Origin of the sequence: Gordonia ajococcus, assembly GCF_012974285.1 — a bacterium.
GTDB lineage: Bacteria > Actinomycetota > Actinomycetes > Mycobacteriales > Mycobacteriaceae > Gordonia > Gordonia amicalis.
The window spans coordinates 4,883,222-4,909,021 of the sequence record NZ_CP052884.1; the positions used below are offsets into that span (position 1 = coordinate 4,883,222).

The window sequence follows — 25,800 nt, forward strand, 5'->3', positions numbered from 1 at the left end:
GGAAACCGACTGCACAGCACACGATATTCGGCTGTCTCGCCGCGGTCGTCGCCACCGCCGAGGCCGACCGTCAGGTCCTCAGCTGTGGGGGTCGGACCTGACGGTGTCGTCGACGCCGGCCGTGTCGGCCTTGCTCGGTACGACGCCGCTGGCGGTGGCGAGCTTGGCGATGCGGTCGTAGAGCAAGGCGACCACGCCGGCGAACACGATCACGCCGAGGATCTGAGCCCAGGTGTCGAAGCCGTCGCCGACGATGGCGAGGACCGAGTCGTCGCCGGTGGCGGCGACGATGCCCGCGAAGACCACACCGAACAGGGCCTCACCGACGATCAGGCCGGTCGCGAGCAGAACACCCATACGCTTCTTGTGTTCGACTGCGCCGCCGCTTCGTTCGGCCCAGCGGTTGTAGAAGTGACCGAGGAAGGCACCCACCGGGATGATGAGGGTGACCGACATCGGCAGGTACATGCCCATGCCGACCGCCAGCGGCGGGAGCCGGAACCTCCCCGCGCGACCGAGCAACTCGTCGATGAGGATGACGACCGCGCCGATGAGGGCACCGATGCCGATCAGACCCCAGTCGAGGTCGGCCCCCAGCACGCCCTTCGCGAGCGTCGACAACAGGCCGGCCTGCGGTGCCGCCAGTGCGTCCTCTCCCGCTCCCGGAGCACCCACGAAGCCGAAGACGTCGTACATCAGTCCGAGGATCGGGGGGATGATCGCGGACCCGAAGAGCACGCCGATCACCAGCGCCACCTGCTGTTTCCACGGTGTCGCACCGACCAGTTGACCAGTCTTGAGGTCCTGCAGGTTGTCATTGGAGATCGTCGCGACGCCGAAGACGACCGCGGCGGTGAACAGCGTGTAGGCGATCAGCGCGTCTGTCTGGGAGGAGTCGGCGGTCCCGAACGTCGCCTTGATGAGGATCGCGGCGATGAGGACCACGAGGATGCCGACGCCGGAGATCGGGGAGTTCGACGAGCCGATGAGACCGGCCATGTAGCCGCAGACCGCCGCCACCGCCAGACCGATGACGAAGACGAAGACGATGCTCACCGCGATGATCCCGGCGGCGCTGCCCTCGAGGGCGGTGTCGTGCACGAAGTCCCACAGGAGCAGGCCGATGGGGATCAGCAGCACGAGGATGCTGCCGCCGACGATGTTGAACGGGATGTCGCGTTCGGTGATGTCCACGGTCACGCCCTCGCGACGTGAACGCGACGAGGCGAGTGACCCCTTGATCCCCCGCGCGATGGGCCCCATCACCTTGATGAGGGTCCAGATCGCAGCGACGCGATGGCGCCCGCGCCGATGAGGCGGACGTCGTTCGCGAAGACGCCGGAGACGATATCGCTGAGTGACTCGCCGGCCTCACCCTGGTTCTGGCTTTCGATGGGCAGCAGCACGCCATAGGAGATCAGCAGGCCGACGAGCATCGCGACGCCGACGGTGACGCCGACGAGGTGCCCGATGCCGATCAGTGACATCGACAGGCCGGCGCTGAACAGTGTTCCTCCCGCACCGACCTTGATCGTCGCGGAGATCGAGTCGCTCAGGACCTTCAGCTTGGCCAGGAGAGCGAAACCCGCCGACGCGATCGAGCCGATCACGATCGTGCGCAGACCGGCCTTGTTCTCCGTGGCACCGCCGGCCGAGTCGCCGACCTTCAGGACCTCGGCTGCCGCAACGCCTTCCGGGTATGGCAGGTCCGACCCCGTGACCAGCGCGCGGCGCAGCGGGATCGAGTACATCACGCCGAGGATGCCGCCGATCGCGCACACGGCGACTGTGATCCAGTACGGGAACCCCGTCCACCAGCCGATCATCACCAGGCCGGGGATCACGAAGATGATGGCCGACAACGTGCCGGCCGCGGACGCGATCGTCTGGACGATGTTGTTCTCCACCACCGAGTGATTGGCGAAGTACCGCAGGATGCTCATCGAGATGACGGCCGCCGGGATGGCGGTGGCGAAGGTGAGCCCGACCTTGAGGCCGAGATAGACGTTGGCCGCGGTGAAGACGAGGGTGATGACCCCGCCGAGGATGACCCCTCGCAGCGTCAGTTCTCGCAGACTTGCCGTGGCCGTGGCCGTGGGCGCTGTCGCCATCAGGTCCCCTCACACAGATTGTGAACGGCCACGCCATGGCTGGACGCAAACCGGATTCACTCGAGTACAGTCGATCCACCTTATGGCCGGGCAGTCGCTCCCACGCAAACCCGGCCTGGTGTCGCCGGGAACAGGTCCCAAACCCGGCACCGGACGCCGGCGAGCGTAGGGCATGATTTATCCATGACCGAGGGGAAGACGGAGCAGTCTGCCCGTACCCGTCAGGCGCTGATCAGCGCGGCGGAGGAGCTGATCGCCCTGCACGGGGTGTCCGCGGTCTCCAGCAGGCAGATCAGCAAAGCCGCCGGTCAGGGCAACAACTACGCGGTCGGTCACCACTTCGGTTCCAAGGACGACCTGATCCGGGCCACGCTCACCACACACAACATCCCCATCGACCGGTTGCGCCAGAAGGCCGTCGACGAGGTCGGCCAGAACCCGCAGGTCCGTGACTGGATCCGGTGCCTGGTCTGTCCGGAGATCGAGTACCTCGGCAAGCTCGGCGCACCGACCTACTTCGCCCGGTTCTTCGCAAATGTCTCGAGCGATCCGGCCACCACCATCCTGCTGTACGAGCAGATGGGCGAGTCGAAACCACTGCTGGCGATTCTCGAGGGTTTCTACGGCGCGCTGCCGGAATTCCCCGGCGACGTCCTCGAGATCCGCAACAACATGACGCGTCACATCATCGTGAACACGCTGGCCGACATCGAACGCGCTGCCGAGAGCGGTGATCACCCGGTGACGTCCTGGCAGCATCAGTGCGAGATCGTCGTCGACGCGCTGACCGGCATGTGGCTCGCCCCGATCACCCCCCTCGCTCCCTGAGGGCGAGCGAAGCGAGCCGTCCCTCGCTCCTGAAGTGCGAACGAAGCGAGCCACACTTCGCTCCCGGATCAGATGAGGGTGCCCACGTCCTTGGCCACGATGTGGTCGAGTGCCCGTTCGGCGACCGCGGCGATCGTCATGGACGGATTGCATGCTGCGGTGTTACCCGGCATGAGGGCGCCGTCGAGAACGTAGAGTCCACGCTGCCCCTTGACGCGCCCCTCGAGGTCGCAGACCGTCCCCATGTTGGCACCGCCGAGCGCGTGCCAGGTCGACGGGAAGAACGCGTTGGTGTCGGTGAGAATCGCGTCGGGTCCGGCGATCTTGCGCACGGCACCGTCGATGTGTTTGGTCTGGATCTCCGAGTCACCCTCGTGCGGCCACTTGATGATCGCGTCCCCCGCCGCGGAGTCGTAGTCGATGACGCCGCGCCCCGAGCTGACGCCGAAACCCACCATCATCGTGGTGCCGGCGTAGACCGGGATCGGGGGCAGCGACGCCTGGATGATGGTGAACGCACTCTTGGGGTTGTTCCAGTTGGGACTGCCGTACACCACCGGACCGCCCTGTACCGCACCGAAATCGATGCGCGGGCTGGTCCAGGTGTAGATGCGATCCGCGTTGGTGCCCCACCCGTGTCCGAGTCCGTCGGGCAGGTCGGTGATCGTGCCGGCCTCACGGGCGCGGACGAGGAGTTTGGTGGTGTTGACGCTGCCGGCGGCCATGATGAGCGTCTTGGTGACGATTTCCTTGTGTTCCAGTACTTTTCCGGTTTCATCGGTCCGTTCGACGTCGAGGGACCACTTGCCGTCGGGGCGCCGGGTGACCTGTCGGACGGTGTGCAGGGTCCGCACGGTCACGAGTCCGGTGCCCTCGGCCTGCCGGATGTAGGTGACGTCGACGCTGTGCTTGCCACCGTTGTTCACGCCGATGGACCCGTCACCGTTGGTGTAGGCCGGTCTCATCTCGCCGCGGAGCTCCGCCTCGGCATATCCCCAGTCGATGGGCATCGGGATCTTCTGTAGTGGGAGTCCCACGGCGCGAACACGTTTGGCGAACTGTCGCGGCGCCAGGTACTGCGGCGACCGCACGACCGAGTCCGGTGCCACCGCGACCTTGAGCATCCGTGCGACCCGCGGGTAGTGCACGCGGTCCATCAACCGCCAGTCGAGCGCATTGGGGAAGTGTTCGTCGAACACCGCCTCGCTCGGCTGCAACGTCATCCCCTGATAGACCAGCGACCCACCCCCGAGCCCGGCCGGGCACAGTGCCGTCATGTTCGCACCGGCAACCGATTCGAACAGTCCCACATAGGGTTCGACGCTGAGCGGCTTGCCGAACAGGTTCGGGGTGGACTCGTGCCACAGCATGCGCTTGTCGGGTTCGACGCACGCGGAAAGGTCTCCGAGTTGGGCCCGGTCGGCCACCGACGGCCCCGTTCGAGCAGCAGCACGGGCACACCGGCCTGCGCGAGTCGGAGCGCCGAGACCCCTCCACCGAAACCGGAGCCGACGACCACCACCCGATGCTCCTCACGGGTGTGCCGAATCCGGCGCGCCGGCCGCGGTGACCGCCGCGGCCTTGAGGAAGGTACGTCTCGTTGGGTACGCCCCGGACATGGGTCTCCTGTCATCAGTGCACGAGAACGTCCCGCGCAGACGTGCTGGGTAGCTCGCGGCCTGCGAAGGGAACGACCGCGAGCGGGAGAACGACGTACGGCCGCGAGGGATGCAGCCGTCCGAAGAAGACTTTGGCATCGACCACCGCTGTGTCAAGGGCAACAACGGATTTCGGCCCTGATTCCGACATCGCGGCGTGGCACGCTTGACAGATGCTGAGTCATGTGACTGAATCGAGCGCAAGCGGGTCCGCACCACGGACCCCACCAGCGGACACCGACCGGGACCGGTCTTCCGAGCAGGCCGCCGATCCGGCCTCTCGAGTGTTGCGTTGCCTCGGCCACGGTGTGCAGAGGGGTGCGCACCGTGGCGGGGCCGCGAGTCGCTGCCGGTTCGTCACCCGCTGTTAGGATGACCCGACCACATCGCGGCCGGGGGAAGTACATGTCAGATCACTTGCAGGACAAGACCATCGTCATCACCGGTGCCGGTGGTGGATTCGGCAGGGTCATCGCCGAGAAATGCGCTGCTCGCGGCGCTCGTGTCGTCGGCGTCGACATCGACGCCGATGGTCTGAACACTGTCGTCGGCGGCATCGTCGCCGCGGGCGGTTCGGCACTCGCCCAGGTCGCCGACGTGACCGACATGGCGCAGATGCGGGCGGCCGCAGCACTGGCCGTCGAGGAGTTCGGGGCGATCGACGTCATCGTCAACAACGCCGGGGTCATGCCGCTGGCGTTCTTCGCCGACCACGAACGTGCGTGGGAGAAGTGGCACAAGGCCATCGACATCAACATCAAGGGCGTCGTGAACGGCATCTCCGCGGTCTACGACCAGATGATCGCGCAGGGCCGCGGGCAGGTCGTCAACATCGCGTCCATCTACGGCAACGGCGGATTCGAGGGCTCCGGCGTCTACAGCGCGACGAAGGCCGCGGTCACCATGCTGTCGGATTCCCTGCGCATCGAGGCGAAGGGCAAGATCAAGGTCACGACGGTCAAGCCCACCGGTGTCGCCGGCACCAACCTGGCCAGCTGGATCGTCAACGATCGCGCGATCCGCGGCATCGTCGGCCAGCGGGTGTCGTCGTACAAGGAGCACGTCACCCAGATGCTGCAGGGCGAGTTACCGGACGAGCTGACCGACGCGGACTCGATCAAGTACTGGCTCATCACTCCCGAGGATCTGGCCGACGCCGTAGTCCACGTCATCGACCAGCCCTGGGGCATCAGCCTCTCGGACGTGACCGTGCGCGCGAGCGGCGAGGACTACCTGTACTGAGAGGACTACCTGTACCGACCTGGGTGCGCGGCCATATCGAGATCAGCCGCGACGCTCGCCGCGGTACTTGCGGTGGTACTCGTCGTAGAGGTCGGAGTTCTTCTCCCGCTCCAGGCGGTTGACCAGGTCCGGGTTGAGTCCATGCTGGGCCAGTCGGTGCCGGCGGTACACGCGGTTCAGTGCGATCGAGAAGAAGAGGTAGGCGATGAGGATCGGCGCGGTCATGGTGAACCGGACGCCCCAGTCCGCCGGGACGAAGAGCATCGGGATCAGGATGATGATGCACGGGATCGCCCAGCGCACGACCATCCGAAGCGAGGCCCTGGGTCCTGCGAGGTCGTTCTCGACCCAGTCGGTCATCGACTTCGGCAGGGGTGCCCAGTAGCAGTACTTGACGTACTCCCAGGCGTTCGGGGTCGTGCGTTGCGTGGTGCTCACCTCTCGATCGTGCACCATGTGGTTGCCGCTTCCCAAGCAAGTTGTCGCACGCCACACTGACCTCGGGTGGCCGCATCCGGATCGACACGAGCGAACTCGTCGCCGAATCGGGCATATCCACCACGCTGCGTGTGCTCGAACACAGCGCGGTCGGTAATCTGACCGCGTCTCGGCACGGCGAACCGGCGAAAGGACTCCGCGATCATGGGCTCGGACCCGACCACCGACGCCTCCTCCACCGACGCCTCCTCCATCGACGCCTCCTCCATCGATTCCGAGGCCATCGGCGGCCTCGAAGCCGAACTCAACGACTTCTGGCGACGTAGCCGTATCCGCACACGACTGCGGGCCCGCGAGATCGATCCCCGGCTCGACCCGTCCTGCTATCCGCTCATGTCCGTGCTCACCCGCCACCACTCGATGCCGATGTCCGACCTGGTGAGCGCCGTGGGCATGGAGAAGTCGACGGTCACGCGGCAGATCGACGCGGTGGTCCGACTCGGGCTCGCCGAGCGACACCCCGACCCCCGTGACGCGCGGGCACGCGTGATCACGCTCACCGATCACGGGCGCGAGCGCGTCGACGCCGTCCTCGCCTCGGCGGTCTCCGATTGGCGGGCCCGCCTGGCCCAGTGGAACCCGGACGACATCCGGACCCTCACGAGCCTGCTCCACCGACTCGGCGAGGCGACCAACGACCCGGTCGTGGACCGGGAGTCCTGACGGGCCCCGACCAGGGCAGGCAGTACGGTTCCCCACCGGTTTCCGGCCGCCGGGAATAACCCGGTTAGTTGCGCGTTACACCTTTCACGCCCTATGGTTGCAGCATTCAACTAAACGGCGGCGGCCCACGTCCGGTCCCCGTTTCCATCAGCCCTTTTCCGGCACCTGTGTCCACGAGGTCGACGAGGTCCTTCCGTCGATGTTCTGTGGTCGCCGCCATTCGGCTCCGTCCACACGGTGCACGCACGACTTCGGAGGTAGCCCCGTATGACAACGTCCCCGCCACGCGTGGAACCCGTCGACACACCGATGACCCACAAGCAGCGCATCAACGCACTCGTCGGTCTGCTGCTCGGTATGTTCGTGGCCCTGACCTCGGCCACGATCGTGTCCAACGCACTGCCCACGATCATCACCGACCTTCACGGCACGCAGGATCAGTACACCTGGGTCGTGACGGCGACGCTCCTCGCCTCGACGGCGGCCACCCCGATCTGGGGCAAGCTGTCCGACGTCTTCAGCAAGAAGCTCCTCGTCCAGCTGTCGCTCGGCGTCTTCACCCTCGGCTCGGTGCTCTCCGGTCTCTCGACCTCGGTCTCGATGCTGATCGGCTTCCGTGTGGTCCAGGGTCTCGGCCTCGGCGGCATGCAGTCGCTCGTGATGATCGTCATCGCGTCGATGTTCAGCCCGCGTGAGCGCGGCCGCTACCAGGGCGCCATCGCCGGCGTCATGTCCATCGCGACCGTCGCCGGACCGCTGATGGGTGGCGTCATCGTCGACACGAGCTGGCTCGGCTGGCGCTGGACGTTCTACGTCTGCGTCCCGCTCGCCGTCATCGCCATGGTCGTCGTCCATCGCACCCTGAACCTGCCGGTCATCCGCCGCGAGGTCCACATCGACTACGCGGGCGCACTGCTCATCTCGGCCGGCGTCAGCACGATCCTGATCTGGGTCACCTTGGCAGGCAAGAACTTCGACTGGGCCTCGGCCACGTCGTTCGGCCTCGTCGCCCTCGGCCTCGTCCTGCTCGCCGCCGCGGTGTGGGTGGAGTCCAGGGCCAAGGATCCGATCATCCCGCTGCACCTGTTCAAGGAGCGCACGACCACCCTCGCGACGATCGCCAGCATCGCCGTCGGCGTGGCCCTCTTCGGCGGCGCGGTGTTCCTCGGCCAGTACTTCCAGATCGCTCGCGGCTACTCGCCCACCGCGGCCGGCCTGCTCACGCTGCCGATGGTGTTCGGTGCGGTGGTCTCGGCGACGCTGTCCGGGCGCCTCATCACCAAGTACGGCCGCTGGAAGAACTACCTGCTCGCCGGCTCGGTGATCATGGCCATCGGCTTCGGGCTCCTGTCGACGATCGACGCCCACACCAACATGGCGGTCCTCAGCGGCTTCCTGTTCGCCCTGGGCCTTGGCATGGGCATGACCATGCAGAACCTGGTCCTCGCGGTGCAGAACACCGTGGAGCCGCGCAACCTCGGTGCGGCCACGTCGACCGTGACGTTCTTCCGCTCACTCGGTGGTGCGGCCGGCGTCTCGGTGCTCGGCGCGGTGCTGTCCAGCCACGTCACCGACCTCATCGGCCAGGGACTGCGCGCCATCGGCATCACCCAGACGGGCTCCGGCGGAGGCGCAGGCCTGTCCAACCTCAACGAACTACCCGCGCCGATCGCGGCGATCGTCCGCGGTGCCTACGGCGACGGAACGGCCCGGATCTTCCTGGTCTCGATGGCGATGGCCGTCATCGGCACGATCGCGGTCCTCTTCATCAAGGAGGTCGCCCTCAACAGGCTCAGCGGTGAGGATCAGCGACGCGCCGCCCAAACGGCCGCCGACTCGGCCGATGCCGAACTCACGCAGGTCCTCGCGGGCGAGAACCTCGACGGCATGGACGCCGACCTCGACCGCCGGGAGGTCATCGACCCGGCTGTGGAACCGGTCGACCGAAAATCATGACCTCCGCCCGCGCCGCAGCGCGCCGACCGTGACGCGGGACAACTGAGGGAAGCCGATCGCGGCCGCCACCACGGCGGCCGCGATCGTCGTCATGACGTGCATGGCGGCGGGGTCTCGTTGACGAACCGGACGGGCGCGGGTGATCCTTGGCCGGTGAATTCGGACCAGTCGCCCACCTCGGGCCGTGCCCCGCTGCCGCACTCCACCGACACTGCCACGCTGCCACTCGCGGGAATCACCGTCGTCGCCCTCGAACAGGCCGTCGCCGCCCCCCTGGCCACCCGGCATCTGGCAGACCTCGGTGCGCGGGTGATCAAGGTCGAGCGCGTCGGCGAGGGTGACTTCGCCCGCCAATACGACTCGGCGGTGCGCGGCGGCGCGGGTTCACATTTCGTCTGGCTGAACCGAGGCAAGGAATCGGTCGAACTCGACCTCAAGAGCGACGCCGGGCGCGATGCGATCAGGACGCTCATCGCCGGTGCGGACGTCTTCCTGCAGAATCTCGCCCCCGGCGCCGCGGCCCGACTCGGGCTGGGCGCCGACGTCCTGCGCGCCGACCATCCGGAACTGATCGTCATCGACATGTCCGGCTACGGCGACGCGGGACCGTTCCGCGATCGCAAGGCCTACGACATGCTCGTCCAGGCCGAAACCGGTCTCATCTCGGTGACCGGCACCCCCGAGGACATGACCAAGACCGGCATCCCGTCCTCCGACATCGCCGCCGGCATGTACGCCCTCACGTCGGTGCTGTCGGCACTGTTCCGCCGGGCCACCACCGGCGTCGGCGCACGGGTGTCGGTGTCGATGTTCGACGCCACGGTCGAATGGATGGGTCACCCCATGTACATGCGGCTCTACGGCGGACGCCAGATCGCCCGGGCGGGCCTCGGCCACGCAGCGATCGTGCCCTACGACAAGTACCCCACCCAGGACGGCACCATCCTCATCGGCGTCCAGAACGACCGCGGGTGGGACACGCTGACCCGCGTCGTGCTCGAACGCCCCGACCTCGCCGAGGACTCGCGGTACAAGACCAACATCGACCGCGTCTCCCGTCGAGCGGAGGTCGATGCGATCATCGCCGCGGAGACCAAGCGGTTCACCACCGAAGAACTCGACCGCCGCCTCGCCGACGCGGGGGTGCCCGCCGCCGAGATCCGTGACCTCGAGGCCGTGGTGGCGCATCCCCAGCTCGGCGAACGCGACCGCTGGCGGGATGTCGACACCGAGGTGGGCCCGATCAAAGCGGTGCTGCCGCCGATGACCTTCGACGACGTCGAACTGGCGATGGGACCGGTACCGGCACTCGGCGAACACACCGAAGCGGTGCTCCGCGAGTTCGGGATCACCGCCGACGAGCAGCCGTGACGATCATTCCCTCAGCGTAGGATCGGCAAAGCGGACCTGCAGCCCTCGGGTCGCGCATTTTCTGCACGGATACGACGACCTCTCGGAGGCGATATGTCCGACGATTCGCTGTACACAACCCGGGACTCGGGTGCACCGGCCGGGAGTGACGAACACTCCCTGACGGTCGGCGCCGGAGGACCCATCGTCCTGCACGATCACTATCTGATCGAACAGATGGCCCAGTTCAACCGCGAACGAATTCCCGAGCGACAGCCACATGCCAAGGGCAGCGGCGCATTCGGGACGTTCGAGACCACCGAGGACATCTCGGCCTACACCAGTGCCGCATTGTTCCAGCCGGGTGTGAAAACCGAGATGATGGCGCGGTTCTCGACGGTGGCCGGTGAACGGGGCAGCCCCGACACCTGGCGTGATCCGCGCGGATTCGCGCTGAAATTCTATACATCCGAAGGCATCTACGACATGGTCGGCAACAACACGCCGATCTTCTTCGTCAAGGACCCGATGAAGTTCCAGCACTTCATCCGCTCCCAGAAACGCCGCCAGGACAACAACCTTCGCGACCACGACATGCAGTGGGACTTCTGGACGCTGTCGCCCGAGTCCGCTCATCAGGTCACCTGGCTGATGGGCGACCGCGGCATCCCGAAGACGTGGCGACACATGAACGGCTACAGCTCGCACACGTATCTGTGGGTCAACGCCGAGGGCGTGAAGCACTGGGTCAAGTATCATTTCAAGTCCGATCAGGGCGTGGAACACCTGACTCAGCACGAGGCCGACCAGATGGCCTCTGCCGACACCGATTTCCATACCCGGGACCTGTTCGAGAACATCGCCGCGGGTAATCATCCGAGATGGACGCTCAAGGTCCAGCTCATGCCGTTCGACGACGCGGTGAGCTACCGCTTCAATCCGTTCGACCTGACCAAGGTGTGGCCGCATGGCGACTACCCGCTCATCGAGGTCGGCAAGATGACGCTGCACACCAATCCGGTCGATCACCACACGCAGATCGAGCAGGCCGCCTTCGAACCGAACAACGTCGTCCCGGGTATCGGCTTCAGCCCCGACCGGATGTTGCTCGGACGGGTGTTCTCCTACGCCGACGCGCATCGACATCGACTCGGCGGCAACTACAAGCAGATCCCGGTGAACGCGCCGAAGAACGAGGTCCACTCGTACTCCAAGGACGGCGCGATGCGTATCCACAACGTCACCGACCCGGTCTACGCGCCCAACTCCAAGGGCGGCCCCTCTGCGCTGTATCCCGGTCAGGGCGAACCGCAGTGGGCGGCCAACGGTGAGATCCTGCGCAGCGCCTACGTCGACCATCCCGAGGACGACGACTGGGGGCAGGCCGGCACGCTCGTCCGCGAGGTGTTCGACGACGACGCGCGAGAGCGGTTCGTCGACAACGTCGTCGGCCATCTCCTCAACGGTGTCTCCGAACCCGTGCTGCAGCGCGCATTCGAGTACTGGCACCGGGTCGATCCCGACATCGGTGCTCGCATCAAATCGGGTGTCACCGAGAAGAAGGACGAGTCCGACCCGAAGAAGGACGACCAGGGCAACCCGGCACGGTCGTCGGCGCAGGAGAAGGCGAAGGCCGAAAAGGCTTGATGCGCAACGCCACTGCTCCTTGGCCACGAGCGACAGCGCCCGTCGCTCCCTGAGGTGCGAGGAGCGACAGCGCCACCCCCGTCGCTCCCTGAGGTGCGAGGAGCGATAGCGACGACCCCCTCGCTCCCTGAGGTGCGAGGAGCGATAGCGACGAGCCTCGAAGGGCCTGGTGAGATGAACTCGCCAGGCCCTTCGAGACGCGTCCTCCGCAAGGCCCGGATTCGACACCAGGCGACACGCCGGTTGAGCCGACACCGAGCGAAGCGAGGCGTCGCGTCGAAACCCGGCCCCACCGATCCCAGAGACACCACCGCTGGTCCGCCGCCGACTAGGCTCGATCCCGTGAGTGTGCGCGCAGGCATTGTGGTGACCGGAACCGAGGTTCTGACCGGGCGTATCGCCGACCAGAACGGGCCGTGGCTGTCCGAGCAGCTCCTCGAGCTGGGGGTGGACGTCGCCCACATCACCATCTGCGGTGACCGGCCCGCCGACCTCACCGCCCAGCTGCGTTTCCTCGCCGACCAGCAGATGGATCTCATCGTCACCAGCGGAGGCCTCGGTCCCACGGCCGACGACCTCACCGTGGCGACGGTTGCCGAGTTCTGTGGACGCGACCTACAGCTCGACCCCGCACTCGAGGACCACATCGCCGGAATCATCCGGCGCTGGCGGCCCGACACCGTGGACCTCGACGACGGACCGACCCGCATCGGTATCCGCAAGCAGGCCCACGTTCCCGCCGGCGCCACCGCGATACCGCCCACCGGCACCGCACCGGGCGTCGCCGTCCCCGCGACACCCGACGAGCCGCTGCCGACGATCCTCATCCTGCCCGGCCCACCCGTCGAGCTGCAGGCGATGTGGCCGACCGCGATCGCCTCACCCGCCATCGCCGAGGTGCTGTCCCGGGCCGACGACCTCACGCAGGAGACCATCCGGGCGTACGGACTACACGAGGCCGAACTCGCCGAGACATTGCGTCGTGCCGAGGACTCGATCCCGGGATTCGACGCCCTCGAGATCACCACCTGTCTGCGCCGCGGGGAACTCGACATGGTCACCCGCTTCGCCGCCGACGGCGCCGAGATCTACCGGCAATTGCTGACGTTCCTCACCGAACACCATGGGCGACAGATCTTTTCGACCGATGGCTCGACCATCGAGGATCAGCTGATCGCGACGCTCGACGGACGGCTGATCGCCACGGCGGAGTCCTGCACCGGCGGGCTCATCGCGGCGCGGCTCACCGACCGCCCCGGTTCTTCCGCCTACGTCACGGGCGGCGTCGTGTCCTACTCGAACGAGGCGAAGTCCGACCTGATCGACGTGCCCGCAGAACTGATCGCCTCGCACGGGGCGGTCAGTGAGGAGGTCGCCGCGGCGATGGCCGAGGGAGCCCTGAGTCGCCTGAAGTCCGATGTGGCGGTCTCGACCACCGGGATCGCCGGACCCTCCGGCGGCACCGAGGCCAAACCGGTCGGCACCGTCTGCTTCGGCGTCGCCGTCAAGGGCCGCCCGACCTACACGGTCACGCGACGTTTCCCCGGCGACCGGGAACGGGTCCGCTCCCTCACCACCACCGCCGCGCTGCACCTGGTCGTCGCACAGCTGGAGAGAGACCCCGCCGCCGGTTGACCTCCCTTGTCGAGTTGTCCCCTGCTACTGGTGGAGCGGCCCCTGTGTGGCGGTTGCTCGTCGTTTCGACGCGGTGGCTCGCTGGCGCTCGCTACCGGCTCAACGAGCATGGACACGTGGCAGTATCGACTCGCCGCCGCTCGCTAAGCGTGGTCACGTGGCAGTATCGGCTCGCCGCCGCTCGCTAAGCGTGGTCACATGGCAGTATCGACTCGCCGCCGCTCGCTAAGCGTGGTCACATGGCAGTACCGGCTCGCCGCCGCTCGCTAAGCGTGGTCACGTGGCAGTATCGGCTCGCCGGCGCTCGCTACCGGCTGCCGTTTGAGCTGTCCCCCGCCGGTTGAGCTGTCCCCCCGCCGGTTGAGCTCGTCGAAACCTACAGCGGCCCGGTGGGCAGCTGCCGGCGGACGAGCTTACCCGTGGGGTTGCGCGGCAACTCGTCGACGAAGACGACGTCACGTGGCACCTTGTACCGCGCCAGATTGGCCTTCACGTGCGCCTTGATGTCCTCGGGTGACGGGTTCGCGTCCTGCGCCGCGACGATGAAGGCGCGCAGACGCTTTCCGAATTCGTCGTCGTCCACGCCGATCACCGCGACGTCGTCGATGTCCGGGTGTTCGGCGAGGAGGTTCTCCACCTCGAGCGGATACACGTTCTCGCCGCCGGAGACGATCATGTCGTCGTCGCGGCCGTCGATGTGCAGCAGGCCGTGCTCATCGAAGCGCGCCATGTCACCCGTCGACATGTAGCCGTCGATGATCTCCTTGTTCCGTCCGTCGGTGTACCCCTCGAAGGGTGCGCCGTTACGGACGAAAAGTCTTCCGCGGACGTTGGTTCCGGAGATCCTACGGCCCTCGTCGTCGAAGAGTGCGAGCCGGCTGGTGACCGGCGGGCGGCCCACCGTGCCCGGCGCGAGTCGCAGCTCCTTAGGCTGCGCGACCGAGGCGACGGCCACCTCGGTGGACCCGTAGAGGTTGTAGAGGACGTCACCGAAAGTGTCCTGCACCGCTTCCGAAAGCGCCGGTGACAGAGCCGATCCCGCGATGACGATGATCCGCAGCGCGGACGTGTCGTACTTCTTGATGACATCGGGTCCGAGAGCGAGCATGCGGTGCAGCATCGTCGGCACCGCGACCAGCACCTCCGCCTTGTGCTCGGCGAGCGCGGCCAGGGTCTTCTCCGGGTCGGACCGTCGCATCACGACGGTCTTGTTGCCCAGCGCTGTCCCCACACCCCAGAGGGCGAAACCGGTGGAGTGGAAGATCGGCGAGACGATCACCATGGTGCCGCGCTGCGGGAACGGGATGCGGTCGAGCAGGAGGGCACTGGAGAACGGCGACAGCTTGGAACGTTGTGCCCCCTTGGGCAGACCGGTCGTGCCGCTCGTGAGGATGACGAGTCCGGTTCCGGAGGCGTCGCCGTGTCCCCGTCTGCGACGATGTCGTCGAGGGTGCGAACCCCCTCGGGGACCGGACGCTCGCCGTCGACCCAGGTCACGATCCGGAGCGTCTCGGCAGGCAGAGCATCGGCGAGGTCGGTGAACTCCTGGTCGTAGAGCATCGCGACGATCTTCTCGCGTTCGGCGACCTCGACGAACTGGGTCTTGCCGAATCCGGTGTTCATCATGGCCAGTCGGTAACCGGCCTTTCCCGCGGCGCTCATCGTCGTCAGCAGGCCCCGGTGATCGCGGGCGATCACTCCGATCACCGAGCCTCGCTCGACGCCGGAGGCCTCGAGGTGGTTCGCGAGCGCGTTGGCGTTCGCGTTCAACTCGCCGTAGGTCAGTTCGCCGCGTTCGTCGGCGACCGCACCCGCTTCCGGGTACTCGTCCGCCCCGTGTGCCACCACCGAGGCGCAGGGTCCGATGATCTTCGCGCGCTTGACCGTTGTCAGGAGCTCCTTGGGGCGTGTGGGGTCCAGCAGCCCCGAGCGCTTGAGCACTTTGAACGCTCCGACGGCGTCCTGCACCTGTTCGACGGCAGTCCCGACCGCACCGGTCACCGAGACCATGTCCACCCACCTTTCGCGGCGGGAGCCGCTGTCCGCGCCCACGGGTCGGCTCGGGTGACCCCGCGGTTGGTCACGGGCGTCACCAATGGCCGAAGCAGGTGCCAGAGTAGGGCGCCACTCGGCGGTCGATGTCCGCTTCGCCGAAATCGGTTCGGTGCCAACGCTTGCCGGATCACCGGACTTTCCCGGCCCGGATACCCGGCGAACGTTGCCGGAATCGGATTACCGATTCGTTGCGATTTCGCGACAACTCTGACAACATCTGTCATCAGATCGAGGGCGGAGGAACATGTTCAGTTTTCGACGGTTGACGACGATCGTCACCGCTGCGGTGGCATGCACGATGACAGCGACGCTGGGTCTGTCCGGAGTGGGTGCGGCCGGGGCCGCGCCGGCGAAGAAGTACCCCGTGTCCTGGGACTTCCGGTCCGCCATTCCGAACGTGCTCAACCAGACGCTGGACGCGAACTGGTCCCCGCCGGGCACCAACGACCCGTCGTGCAAGCTGACGAAGGAACGCCCGAACCCCGGTGATCCTGCTGAACGCCACGGCGACCACGCAGTGGGCCTACACCGCGGGCGCTCCGTACCTGGCCAACCGTGGGTACTGCGTGTACACGTTCAACTACGGCAACATCACGCCGATCCCCAGCTTCCCGATCCAGGGTCTGGACGACATCGAGAGGTCGGCCCGCGAGGTCTCGCGCAACGTCGACCGGATCATGCGTCAGACGGGCGCGAAGAAGGTCGACCTGGTCGGCTGGTCGCAAGGCGGTGGCCTGTTGCCGCACTACTACGTCGATTCCCTCGGCGGCGACAAGAAGGTCGACAAGGTCATCGGCATCGCGCCCGGCAACCACGGGTCGACCGGCGACATGCTCACGTACGTCAGGTATTTCATCCCGCCGTTCGGACCTGTCGGCTACGACATCTTCAAAGCGCTGTTCCCCGCTTTCGCGCAGCAGGCGCAGTATTCGGATCTGGTCCGGAAGGTCTACGGCAACGGTGACACCAAGCCGGGCCCGCACTACCCGACGATCGTCACCGAGTACGACGAGATCGCGACCCCGTTCACCAACGGCTTCCTCGAGGGCGACAATGTCACGAACATCCTTCTGCAGGATGACTGCCCGGTCGATCTGTCCGAACATCTGTCGATCAACTTCAGCGAGCGCACCTGGCGGCATGTGCGAAACGCGTTGACACCAGCAGAGGCCACGCGCGTACCCTGTTTCCAGGTCGACCCCTTCTATCCCGGAATGAGTGAAGGCAGATGACGGCAGATCCAGCCCCCGCTCGACACGATGCCGCCGACACCGAGATCGCCACAGACGACATCGCAACCGACGGTATCGCGCCCCTGGGCCCGGATTCGGTGGCCTGGAAGGTTTTCGGCGATCTGACGTTCGTCCTGGGCGCACCGCGTCGTCTACTCATCGATGTCGCCCACCCCGTGGTGGCCACCGGCGTGCGCGAGTTCTCGGTGTTCGAGACCGATCCGTACGGGCGCGCCGAACGCACGCTCGACATGATCATGGGTGTCGTCTACGGCCAAGAGGACGCGCTCGACATGGCACGCCGACTGCGTGAGCGCCACCGGGACATCAAGGGCCAGAACCCCGACGGCTCGCGCTGGAGTTCACTGAATCCCGAAGCGTTCCACTGGGTTCACGCGAGTCTGGTGCACGGGATCTATACCCAGCAGAAGGAACTCGGTCGCGGTTGGAAGCCGGGCGAGGTCGAGCAGTTCTATCTCGAGATGCGTCAGGTCGGACGCATGTACGGGGTGCGCGAGCAGGACATGCCGGAGAACTGAGCGGCCTTCTGCACCTGGTTCGACGAGATGACCCGCACCAGGCTCGAGCGGTCGGACATGACCGATCGGGTCTTCGGTGTGGTGACGTCTCCCAAGCCGCCGCCGCACATCCCGGTCCTGCGGCACGCGCTCGTGTGGAACACGACGGTTCGTCCCGTCGCCGGCCTCGTCCTGGCCACCGTCACCGCGGGTCTCCTCACACCGGAACTGCGCGAGTTGCTCGGCATCGACTGGGGCACCGGACGACGTGTGCTCTTCCGCCTGATCTCGTTGCAGTCGCGGCTGGTCATCCCGCGGCTGCCCAGGGCCATCCGGATGGTGCCGCACGCCCGCGCCGCCTACCGGTGACGACAGACACCTCGTCCCCACCCGCGAACGGCGGGTGGGGACGGGGTGTTTCGTGGCTCAGAAGGCGCGCAGGTTCTCCCTCAGGGTAGAGCCGGTGTACTCCTCGCGGATGAGTCCGCGGCGGCGCAGCTCCGGTGCCAAGCCGTCGGAGATCATCGCCAGGTTCATGCGCGTGGTGGGCAGGTAGAACAGGAAGCCGTCACCACCCGCCTCCTCCATGATCTCGCCCATCTTGTCGGCGATGGTGGACGGTGAACCGATGAGACCCATGTCCTTGACCTGGAAGCTGCTCGCGACGACCTCACGAAGCGTCTCGTCCTCGCGGCCACCGAACAGTCCGGCGATCGAGGTGTACTCGCCGTTCTGCTTGGACAGGTCGATGTCGCCGACCTTGGTGTCGGGATCGATGGCACCGAAGTCGATGCGACCGCCCGAGGTGTAGGACATGTTCCACAGGTTGTACTCGATGGCCTTGTCCGTCTTGCGGAACGCCTGGGCCGCTTCGTAGGCGGCCTGCGCCTCCGCGTCGGTGGCCGCGATCGTCGGGGTCGCGATGAAGAGGACCTTGATGTGGTCGGGGTTGCGTCCGGCGGCGGCCGCCCGGGCACGGATGTCCTCGCGGTAGGCCTTTGCGTCTGCGGCGTCCTTGACGATGGCGATCTGGGTGTCGTCGTAGTTGGCGGCGAGCACACGACCCGGCTCCGAGCTACCGGCCGAGCAGATCGGTACCTCACGCTGCGGACCCGGGATGGTGTTCAGCGGGCCGCGGCACTTGAAGAACTTGCCCACGAACTCGATCGGGTTGACCTTGGTGTGGTCGGCGTAGACACCGGCGTAGGGATCAGCGATGACGGCGCCCTCCTGCCACGAGTTCTGCAGTGCCTTGACGACGTCGATCCACTCCATCGCCATCTCGTAGCGCTCGTCGTGCTCGAGATGCCGTTCGTAGCCGAAGTTCTGGGCGACGCGGTCGGTGACGCTGGTGACCACGTTCATGCCCACGCGCCCCTCGGTCAGGTGGTCGAGCGTGGTGAAGGCGCGGGCAGCCAGGAACGGCGGGTACTGGATGGTCGAGACGGTCGGGATGATGCCGATGTGCTTCGTTGCCTGCGTCATCAGCGGGACCAGCGGCAGCGGATCGTTCTTGGGGGCCATGAAACCACGGCGCAGCGAGGTCTCGGCGGAGTTCTGGTAGGAGTCCTCGACCATCGAGGTGTCCTCGATCAGGATGTAGTCGAAGCCGGCCCGCTCGAGGCTCTTGGCCATGTCGACGTGGATGTCGGGCTTCATCCAGTCCAGGTGGTTGGTGCCGGTCCACGGACCGTCACCGTTCGTGGGGCTCCAGGGGTGAATGCCGAAGCCGTCTCCGAGGAACCAACCCATGTGGAACATTGCGATCTCCTGTCGTGCGAAGTGGTTGTGAGAGGTGTTGTCCGCCGACCGGGTCGGCCGGTGAATCGTTGGGTCAGGCCGCTGTTTCCATGGCCTGGTAGGCGCCGACGAGCGTCTGTGTGTAGTCGTTCGACGGCGCGTCGAGAATCGACATCGTCTCGCCCGATTCGACGACCGTGCCGCGGTTCATCACCAGCAGGTCGTCGGTGATGAACGCGGTGGCCGGGAGTCCGTGCGAGATGAAGACCAGGCCCAGTGAGTGCGTTTTGACGTAGTCCTTGAGCAGGTTCAGGACCACCGCCTGCGCCGAGACATCGAGGGCGCTCACCGCCTCGTCGCAGACGAGGATGTCCGGACCGACGACCAGCGCGCGGGCGATCGAAAGACGTTGCCGCTGACCGCCGGAGAGCTGATGCGGATACCGCTCGACGAGTTCGGGCGCGATGCCGAGTTCGGCGACGATCGCGTCCACGGCGACGTCGGCCGCCTTCGCGTCCAGCCCCCCGAGGATCTGCGCCGGACGTCGGATCGCCTCGCGGACGACGCGGCGCGGATCGAACGTGGTGGTGGTGTCCTGGGCGACGAGCTGCACCTTGCGGCGGTACTCGAGACGACCCGGGCGACGTTCCAGCAGGCGGGAGAGGTCGCGGCCGTCGACCAGGACCTGACCCGAGGTCGGCGCGGTGAGACCGACGATCATCTTGCCGAGAGTCGACTTGCCCGAACCGCTTTCGCCGACGATACCGGTCGCGCGGCCACTCTCCAGCTTGGTGGTCACCCCACCGACCGCGGTGACCTTGCGCCCGTACTGCTTGTGCACGTCGACGACCTCGATGATCGTGCTCATGCTGCTGCCTCCTCTCTCATGACCGTGTCCAGGGTCGGAAGACGTTCCAGCTGAGCCGAACTCAGCGTGGGCATGCATTCCAGCAATCCCCGGGTGTACGGGTGGTTCGCGTGGTCGAGGTCCTTTGCGGCGACGGTCTCCACGACGCTGCCGGCCCGCATGACGAGCACCTTGTCGGCAAAGCGTCGAGCGAGAGCGATGTCGTGGGTGATGAAGACGAGCGACGCCCCGTTCTCGATGGTGAGACCGGTCATGAGTTCCATGACCGACACCGCCAGGGACGCATCGAGAGCACTCGTCGGCTCGTCGGCGATGAGAAGTTCCGGCTCGGAGGCCAGCGCGATCGCCATCATCACGCGCTGACGCATGCCGCCGGAGAGCTGGCCGGGTACCGACGACATGACCCGGCGCGGTTCGACGATGCCGACCTGCTCCAGACGGACCTCGGCGGCCGTGGCGCGGTCCTTACGGGAGCCGTACCTGCTCTTCGGCAGGACCGCGGTGAGCTGGCTGCCCACCGACCAGATCGGATCGAGGGAGCTCATCGCATCCTGGAAGATCATCGAGATCCCCTGGCGCCGAGCCGGAATCCGCTGAGCCTTCGCTGCGAGCAGCGAGCGGCCGGACAGCGACATCGTCGTCGCCGACACCTCGCCCACACCCGGCGGGATGAACCCGCCGAGCGCGTTGGCGATGCTCGACTTTCCCGAACCGGACTCGCCGACGATCGCGACCCGCTCGCGCCGGCCGATCGTGAACGAGGTCGGGTGGACCTTCTCCACCCCGCCGTAACGGATCGTCAGATCGATGACCTCGAGGACCGGGGCGGCATCGCCCGACGCGTCCTCTGCGGTTACCGCGACCTGGTCGGTGAGCGTGGTCATGGCTTGAGCTCCGAGTAGTCGATCACGCTGTCGGTGCGGAAGACGTAGCCCTCGACACCGTTTGCGAATGCGTTGAGCGGCTGCACGTATCCGATGTAGACGGTCGGCATCTGGTCCTGCAGGATGCGTTCGGCCTCGTTCCACTTGCCCCATGCGGCCGGGGTGAGAGGCTCGCCGGAGGCGTTGCCGGCGGCGATGGCGTTGTTCAGCGGTGCGTAGTCGAAGTCCGGCCAGTTGATCGGCGATCCCGGGGTGTAGAAGAGGGACAGCACGTACGGCGGGGACTGCACGACCGCGTAGTCACGGCCCATCGATGCCTGGAACGTCTTGTTGGCCAGTCCCTCCTGGAACACCGCCGAGTTCACCTCGTTGAGGGTGACCTCGAATCCCGCGGCGCGAGCAGCAGTCTGGATCTGGACCGCCGTCTCCTTGAGATCGGGCACGGCGTTGTTGACGGTCAACTCGAACTTCACCGGGGTGGTGATCCCCGCGTTGCGCAGGATCTCCAGCGACTTCGCCGGGTCGGTGGTGTTGCTCTTCAGTCCGTTGCCGTTGTAGTCCGGGAGCGTGTCGTTGAGGATCGACGAGATCGGGCCCAGCCGGCCCTTGTAGACGTCCTTCATGATCGCGTCGTAGGGAACCGCGTAGGAGAAGGCGCGGCGGACCTCGACGTTGTCGAACGGTGCCATGGTGGTGGTCAGCGGCACGTACACATATGCGTTGCTCGGCACGGTGAAGATCTGGGCGGCGTTCGCATCGCGCAGGGCGACCTGGTCGGCGGGACGCAGCTGGGTGGCGACCGATGCGTCACCGCTCTTGACGAGGTTGGACCGCTGGCCGGCGTCGGCGACGACGCGCTGGACGACGCGTTTCACCTCGGGCTCACCGAGGGCGTATCCGGGGTTGGCCTCGTAGACCATCTGCTGGCCGGGGGTGTAGCTGGTCAGCTTGTAGGCCCCGAAGCCGAAGTCCGCTTTGGTCTTCGAATACTCGACGCCGTACGGGTCGTCGGCGGTGGCGTGTGCTGTCAACACCTCGGAGTCGTAGATGGAGTACGGGGTGTTCGCCAGCAGCGACAGCAGTGTGAAGCCGTGAGACGGATCGGCGATGCTGATGGTGACAGTCGCGTCGTCGACCTTCTTCACCTGGTCGGTCGAGGTGATCACGGGAGCGCTGACGAACGACACGATGCTGGTGTCGACCTCGAACTTGCGCTTGAACGAGAAGATCACGTCGTCGGCGTCGAGGGCGTTACCCGCAGCGCTCTTGGCCTCGGTGTTGAGATGGAAGGTGTAGACCTTGCCGTCGGGGCTCACCTCGTAACTCTTGGCCAGCACCGGCTCGAACTTGAAGAGCTCCTGGTGTGCCGAGAGTCCATCTGTTCCTGCGACGTACGGGTTGCGGATGAGGGTCGCGCCGGTGTTCAGGAAGAACTCCGCGGCCTCGTAGCCGGTGGCGCTCGTCTCGTAGCTGAAGCTCGGGGGCTGGGCCGCGGTGACGATGACCACGCCGCCCTCGGCGGAGTTGTTCGACGACCCGCCACCGCACGCGCTGAGTGTCAGTGCGGCGGCGAGGGCGAGCGCGGTTCCGCTCACCAAGGTGGACAGTCGTTTCATGGGTATCGGGTACTCCGTTCTGGGAATGAATGGGATGCAGAGAGGGCCGGTTGACGCGCGCCGGTCAGGTCAGACGCGGCGACGACGGGAGATGAAGGTGGTGACCCGGGAGGCCGCCCACACCGAGTAGGCGAGGGCGATGACGGGGAACAGGGCGGGCCACCAGCGTCCGACTGCTGCGTCGGCGGCCCCGTCGGCGAGCATGTTCCCCCACTCCGCGGTCGGGAGCGGGATGCCTACGCCCAGGAAGCCGAGGCCGGCGCAGAAGATGATCCCCATCCCGAAGATCGCCGAAGCGTTCTCCAGGACCGGTGCACACGAGTTCGGGATCACGTGGCGCAGGAGGATTCGGAACTCCGATTCGCCACTCATCCGCGCGGCGGTGACGAAACCGTCGTTCCGTGTCCGCAACACCTCGGTACGCATCAGCCTGCCCTGGAAGGGCATGAGCACCAGGGCCAGTGCCAGTGCGATGACCACCGAATTGCGTCCGAAGAAGGACACGATGACCAGCCCGCCGATCATGACGGGCAGTGCCTGGACCAGATCGATGGTGCGCCCGAGCGTCGCCGCGATCGCGCCGAGCAGGCCGCCCTTCGAGCCGTACATGCCCGCGATCGATCCGATCGCGATGCCAACGGCGGTCGCGAGGAGGGTCACCCCGATCGCGATGGCGATGTCGAGGCGGAAGGCGGTGAGCGTCCGGGACAACACGTCGAAACCGTTGGAATCGGTGCCGAACCAGTGGTCCCCCGAGGGCGCGCTCGACGGGGTTCCGACCACCTCGGTGGCCGATTGCGGTGCCAGCATCGGTCCGAACACCGCGAGGAGGAGCAAGAGTGCGAACGGGATCAGACCCGCGTAGTCGCGTAGTCGGGCTGTCTTCCCGAGGCGCGGGGCCGTGTGGGAGGTTTCGGCCGTCGTGGAGAGCGGCGCCATGACCATGTGTCAGACCTCCTGGTTGCGCGAGTCGCGTCGGCGGGAATCGAGAAGACCGGTGGCCACCTCGGTGAGGAAGTAGACGATCAGACACAGGCCGGCGATGACGACCAGGAATGACCGGAGGGCGAACACATCCGACGACCGGACCGCGTCGACCGCGTACTGGCCCAGCCCGCCGAGTCCGAACAGCGATTCGAGGACCACCGCGCCACCGAGGAGCAGGCCGAAGATCATGCCGAGCATCGCGACTGCCGACGGCAGCGCCCTGCGGTAGACGCTCAGGACGACCACCCGTCGTGGTGCGCCGGAGGCGATCCGGAATCGAGTTGCCGGACTGTCGATCTCGGTGTCGAGGGCCAAGACCAGCGACTTGACCAGGATCGCCGAGTGCGACACCGTCATCACCGCGACCGGCAGGATCAGGTGGGCGATGTAGGAGTTGGCCGCCGCGGTGTCGCCCGCGATGACGGCGTCGAGGATCGGAAACCCGGTGACCTCGGCCGGCGGCAGGAGGATCGGGTCGAGCCGTCCGGACGGGGCCGGAACCCAGGCCAGCGTGGCGAAGAAGACGAACAGGAACAGGATGCCGACGACGTATTCGGGGATCGCGCCCGCCGAACTGGCGTAAGAGCGAAGCACTTTGGAGAACCGGTTGGTCGGCCGGGTCACGATCAGGTAGGACATCGGCAGGCTGATCAGACAGGCGAAGAACAGGCCGGCGCCGATGAGCTCCAGGGTTGCCGGGACTCGCGTGGCCATGTCCTCGGCGACCGGCCGGCCGGTGGCGATCGAGTTGCCGAGGTCCAGGCTGAACAGCGAGGTCAGATAAGTCCAGAACTGCGAGACCGGAGAACCGTTCAGTCCATACGATTCTCGCGCCTGTTCCAGTGCGGCACCGGACAGGCGGCCACCGGAGGCGGACACCAGCGGATCACCGGGGATGAGCTGGACGAGGAAGAACGCGACGACGACGAAGATCAGGAAGTTGACGACGCCGCGGCCGGCCGCGCGTCCGATCCAGGCCCACTCGGACAGTCGTGACACGACTCCCCCGAACGCGGAGCGCTTCGTCCCGGTGCTGCCGCCTCCCGCGGCAGTCGCCCCACGTCGTGCATCGAGGTCACCCGGGTCGACAATGCCTGGCTGGACACTGATATCGACGGTCATTCGATCCCTCCCATCTACGGCTCGAGTTATTGGGTCCTGATCCTCAGGCCGATTTGTTTCGAAACCCGCGCCCTGGCGTGACTGATCATTTGCGCGGGTTCACACTCGCGCTCATCGAGGTGTTGTCGCAGGTCACGAGGTCGTTCGGCATCGATGCGGTCGTCTTTGCGCCGGATGTGACGCGCACAACTTGCCCGCGCCGATGCCGACAAGAGTCCATAGACTCACTACGCATCGGCAGTTCGACCCCCGTTGTCGCAAGATCGGAAGTCATACCCATGACGACACCACCCCCCTATCACCCCCGCTCGCGCGGCGGCTCCGCACGCGGTCGTCAGGTCTCCTCTCGACGCGTCCGCGACCTCATCCTCGCGTCAATTCGCAACGGCACCATCGACATCGACGCGCAGCTGGTCGAGGAAGATCTCATGATCATGTTCAACTCGAGCCGCGGATCGGTGCGAGCGGCACTGAACGAGCTGAGTGAGACCGGTGTCGTCATCCGCCGGCCTCGTGTCGGCACGCGGGTCAACCGGCGGGATCTCGGTGTCGCACTGGACGACATCTCCGCGACCGGCGGCGAACTGGTTCACATCCAGGTGACCGACCAGTGCATCGTGCCGACCTTCCCGCTCATCCGCGAACGTCTTCGAATCGACGACGACGTGGTCCGTCTCGTCGAGAACTCGTTCATCGCGCACGACGAGATCATCGGGATGCGTAGTGCCTACTTCTCTCCGCGTTTCAATGCCGACCCCAATGATCTTCGGGACAAACCGATGTCGATGGCACGGACACTCGCCGAGTTCTTCGGCGTCGCACCGGGTGGCGCCTCGGTCTCCATCGGTGCCGAACGCGCCGACGACCGAACCGCGCGTCTGCTCGACGTCCGCCCCGGCGAGACGCTGCTGTCACGCGAGATCCTCTACACCACCGCCGATGGAACACCGGTGGAGATCGTCTTCGACCGCTTCCGGGCGGACCGGATCCGGTTCGAATCGCAGATCGACCACTCCGATGTGACCTGGTGTCCGGAGCCCGACCAGATTCCCTCTCCGGAGGAATCGTTGAGCACCAATGAGTTACCGCAGGAATCACCTCCCGGCGCGACCGGTTCTCTCGCGCAATCTGGGTGAAATGATCGCTTGACGATTCGGCAATATCACCCGCGCACCCTGCAGGAGAACGCA

Annotated in this window: 17 protein-coding genes and 4 pseudogenes; 10 read left to right on the forward strand and 11 right to left on the reverse strand. The window is 66.3% G+C overall.

Going from position 1 to position 25,800, the window contains the following annotated elements:
* Positions 1–78: 78 nt before the first annotated feature.
* Positions 79–2,111: pseudogene (locus GAA2_RS22020) on the reverse strand (OPT family oligopeptide transporter).
* Between the two features lie 183 nt (positions 2,112–2,294).
* Here GAA2_RS22020 and GAA2_RS22025 point away from each other — a divergent pair.
* Positions 2,295–2,939, forward strand: coding sequence for a TetR/AcrR family transcriptional regulator (locus tag GAA2_RS22025; RefSeq protein ID WP_006436545.1), 645 nt, complete (start codon positions 2,295–2,297; stop codon positions 2,937–2,939).
* Between the two features lie 68 nt (positions 2,940–3,007).
* Here the strand turns inward: GAA2_RS22025 and GAA2_RS22030 are convergent.
* Positions 3,008–4,572: pseudogene (locus GAA2_RS22030) on the reverse strand (GMC oxidoreductase).
* On the reverse strand, positions 4,472–4,696 hold the full coding sequence (locus tag GAA2_RS23395; protein WP_157228303.1) for a twin-arginine translocation signal domain-containing protein: 225 nt from the start codon (positions 4,694–4,696) through the stop codon (positions 4,472–4,474). The pseudogene GAA2_RS22030 and the gene GAA2_RS23395 overlap by 101 nt, the downstream one beginning before the upstream one ends.
* 306 nt (positions 4,697–5,002) lie before the next feature.
* Between GAA2_RS23395 and GAA2_RS22040 the strand changes: the two genes are divergently transcribed.
* On the forward strand, positions 5,003–5,839 hold the full coding sequence (locus GAA2_RS22040; protein WP_006436543.1) for an SDR family oxidoreductase: 837 nt from the start codon (positions 5,003–5,005) through the stop codon (positions 5,837–5,839).
* Positions 5,840–5,881: 42 nt separating this feature from the next.
* On the opposite strand, the gene GAA2_RS22045 is transcribed toward GAA2_RS22040, so the two are convergent.
* Positions 5,882–6,295 (reverse strand): DUF5313 domain-containing protein, encoded by a 414-nt coding sequence (locus GAA2_RS22045; protein ID WP_006436542.1) that lies wholly within the window; start codon positions 6,293–6,295, stop codon positions 5,882–5,884.
* Between the two features lie 186 nt (positions 6,296–6,481).
* On the opposite strand from GAA2_RS22045, the gene GAA2_RS22050 reads away from it, so the two are divergent.
* The 5 genes from GAA2_RS22050 to GAA2_RS22070 all read left to right on the forward strand — a co-directional run bounded on the left by GAA2_RS22050 (position 6,482) and on the right by GAA2_RS22070 (position 13,588).
* A complete protein-coding gene (locus GAA2_RS22050) occupies positions 6,482–7,000 on the forward strand; it encodes a MarR family winged helix-turn-helix transcriptional regulator (RefSeq protein WP_006436541.1) in 519 nt (172 codons plus the stop codon).
* A gap of 267 nt (positions 7,001–7,267) precedes the next feature.
* Complete coding sequence (locus GAA2_RS22055) at positions 7,268–8,956, forward strand: MDR family MFS transporter (protein WP_159404681.1); 1,689 nt, start codon at positions 7,268–7,270, stop codon at positions 8,954–8,956.
* A 153-nt stretch (positions 8,957–9,109) separates the two neighbouring features.
* Positions 9,110–10,327 carry a CaiB/BaiF CoA transferase family protein gene (locus GAA2_RS22060; RefSeq protein WP_006436539.1) on the forward strand — a complete coding sequence of 406 codons (1,218 nt, stop codon included), beginning with the start codon at positions 9,110–9,112 and terminating at the stop codon, positions 10,325–10,327.
* A gap of 93 nt (positions 10,328–10,420) precedes the next feature.
* On the forward strand, positions 10,421–11,953 hold the full coding sequence (locus tag GAA2_RS22065) for a catalase (RefSeq protein WP_006436538.1): 1,533 nt from the start codon (positions 10,421–10,423) through the stop codon (positions 11,951–11,953).
* 342 nt (positions 11,954–12,295) lie between these two features.
* Positions 12,296–13,588: a competence/damage-inducible protein A gene (locus tag GAA2_RS22070; protein WP_024499149.1), complete on the forward strand. Its 1,293-nt coding sequence runs from the start codon at positions 12,296–12,298 to the stop codon at positions 13,586–13,588.
* Between the two features lie 376 nt (positions 13,589–13,964).
* Here the strand turns inward: GAA2_RS22070 and GAA2_RS22075 are convergent.
* A pseudogene (locus GAA2_RS22075) lies at positions 13,965–15,598 on the reverse strand (acyl-CoA synthetase).
* Positions 15,599–16,128: 530 nt separating this feature from the next.
* Here GAA2_RS22075 and GAA2_RS22080 point away from each other — a divergent pair.
* Positions 16,129–16,875, forward strand: a complete 747-nt coding sequence (locus GAA2_RS22080; protein ID WP_236577587.1) for an esterase/lipase family protein — start codon at positions 16,129–16,131, stop codon at positions 16,873–16,875.
* Positions 16,872–17,762 (forward strand): annotated as a pseudogene (locus GAA2_RS22085) (oxygenase MpaB family protein). The gene GAA2_RS22080 and the pseudogene GAA2_RS22085 overlap by 4 nt, the downstream one beginning before the upstream one ends.
* Positions 17,763–17,819: 57 nt before the next feature.
* Here the strand turns inward: GAA2_RS22085 and GAA2_RS22090 are convergent.
* From GAA2_RS22090 to GAA2_RS22115, 6 genes are all read right to left on the reverse strand, one after another.
* Positions 17,820–19,154 carry an NtaA/DmoA family FMN-dependent monooxygenase gene (locus tag GAA2_RS22090; RefSeq protein WP_159404677.1) on the reverse strand — a complete coding sequence of 445 codons (1,335 nt, stop codon included), beginning with the start codon at positions 19,152–19,154 and terminating at the stop codon, positions 17,820–17,822.
* A gap of 73 nt (positions 19,155–19,227) precedes the next feature.
* Positions 19,228–20,001: an ABC transporter ATP-binding protein gene (locus tag GAA2_RS22095; RefSeq protein WP_006438362.1), complete on the reverse strand. Its 774-nt coding sequence runs from the start codon at positions 19,999–20,001 to the stop codon at positions 19,228–19,230.
* On the reverse strand, positions 19,998–20,885 hold the full coding sequence (locus GAA2_RS22100; RefSeq protein WP_096274831.1) for an ABC transporter ATP-binding protein: 888 nt from the start codon (positions 20,883–20,885) through the stop codon (positions 19,998–20,000). Before GAA2_RS22100 ends, GAA2_RS22095 begins: the two co-directional genes overlap by 4 nt.
* Positions 20,882–22,501, reverse strand: coding sequence for an ABC transporter substrate-binding protein (locus GAA2_RS22105; RefSeq protein ID WP_159404676.1), 1,620 nt, complete (start codon positions 22,499–22,501; stop codon positions 20,882–20,884). The genes GAA2_RS22100 and GAA2_RS22105 overlap by 4 nt, the downstream gene beginning before the upstream one ends.
* A gap of 69 nt (positions 22,502–22,570) precedes the next feature.
* Positions 22,571–23,446 (reverse strand): ABC transporter permease, encoded by an 876-nt coding sequence (locus GAA2_RS22110; RefSeq protein ID WP_006438365.1) that lies wholly within the window; start codon positions 23,444–23,446, stop codon positions 22,571–22,573.
* A 3-nt stretch (positions 23,447–23,449) separates the two neighbouring features.
* Complete coding sequence (locus GAA2_RS22115) at positions 23,450–24,610, reverse strand: ABC transporter permease (RefSeq protein ID WP_006438366.1); 1,161 nt, start codon at positions 24,608–24,610, stop codon at positions 23,450–23,452.
* A gap of 278 nt (positions 24,611–24,888) precedes the next feature.
* Here GAA2_RS22115 and GAA2_RS22120 point away from each other — a divergent pair, with 278 nt between their 5' ends.
* Positions 24,889–25,746: a GntR family transcriptional regulator gene (locus GAA2_RS22120; protein ID WP_006438367.1), complete on the forward strand. Its 858-nt coding sequence runs from the start codon at positions 24,889–24,891 to the stop codon at positions 25,744–25,746.
* Positions 25,747–25,800: the final 54 nt, after the last annotated feature.

Coding starts and splice junctions, on each gene's coding strand:
- GAA2_RS22025 (WP_006436545.1), top strand. CDS start 2,295: ATGACCGAGGGGAAGACGGAGCAGTCTGCCCGTACCCGTCAGGCGCTG.
- GAA2_RS23395 (WP_157228303.1), bottom strand. CDS start 4,696: ATGCCAAAGTCTTCTTCGGACGGCTGCATCCCTCGCGGCCGTACGTCG.
- GAA2_RS22040 (WP_006436543.1), top strand. CDS start 5,003: ATGTCAGATCACTTGCAGGACAAGACCATCGTCATCACCGGTGCCGGT.
- GAA2_RS22045 (WP_006436542.1), bottom strand. CDS start 6,295: ATGGTGCACGATCGAGAGGTGAGCACCACGCAACGCACGACCCCGAAC.
- GAA2_RS22050 (WP_006436541.1), top strand. CDS start 6,482: ATGGGCTCGGACCCGACCACCGACGCCTCCTCCACCGACGCCTCCTCC.
- GAA2_RS22055 (WP_159404681.1), top strand. CDS start 7,268: ATGACAACGTCCCCGCCACGCGTGGAACCCGTCGACACACCGATGACC.
- GAA2_RS22065 (WP_006436538.1), top strand. CDS start 10,421: ATGTCCGACGATTCGCTGTACACAACCCGGGACTCGGGTGCACCGGCC.
- GAA2_RS22090 (WP_159404677.1), bottom strand. CDS start 19,154: ATGTTCCACATGGGTTGGTTCCTCGGAGACGGCTTCGGCATTCACCCC.
- GAA2_RS22095 (WP_006438362.1), bottom strand. CDS start 20,001: ATGAGCACGATCATCGAGGTCGTCGACGTGCACAAGCAGTACGGGCGC.
- GAA2_RS22100 (WP_096274831.1), bottom strand. CDS start 20,885: ATGACCACGCTCACCGACCAGGTCGCGGTAACCGCAGAGGACGCGTCG.
- GAA2_RS22105 (WP_159404676.1), bottom strand. CDS start 22,501: ATGAAACGACTGTCCACCTTGGTGAGCGGAACCGCGCTCGCCCTCGCC.
- GAA2_RS22110 (WP_006438365.1), bottom strand. CDS start 23,446: ATGGTCATGGCGCCGCTCTCCACGACGGCCGAAACCTCCCACACGGCC.
- GAA2_RS22115 (WP_006438366.1), bottom strand. CDS start 24,610: ATGACCGTCGATATCAGTGTCCAGCCAGGCATTGTCGACCCGGGTGAC.
- GAA2_RS22120 (WP_006438367.1), top strand. CDS start 24,889: ATGACGACACCACCCCCCTATCACCCCCGCTCGCGCGGCGGCTCCGCA.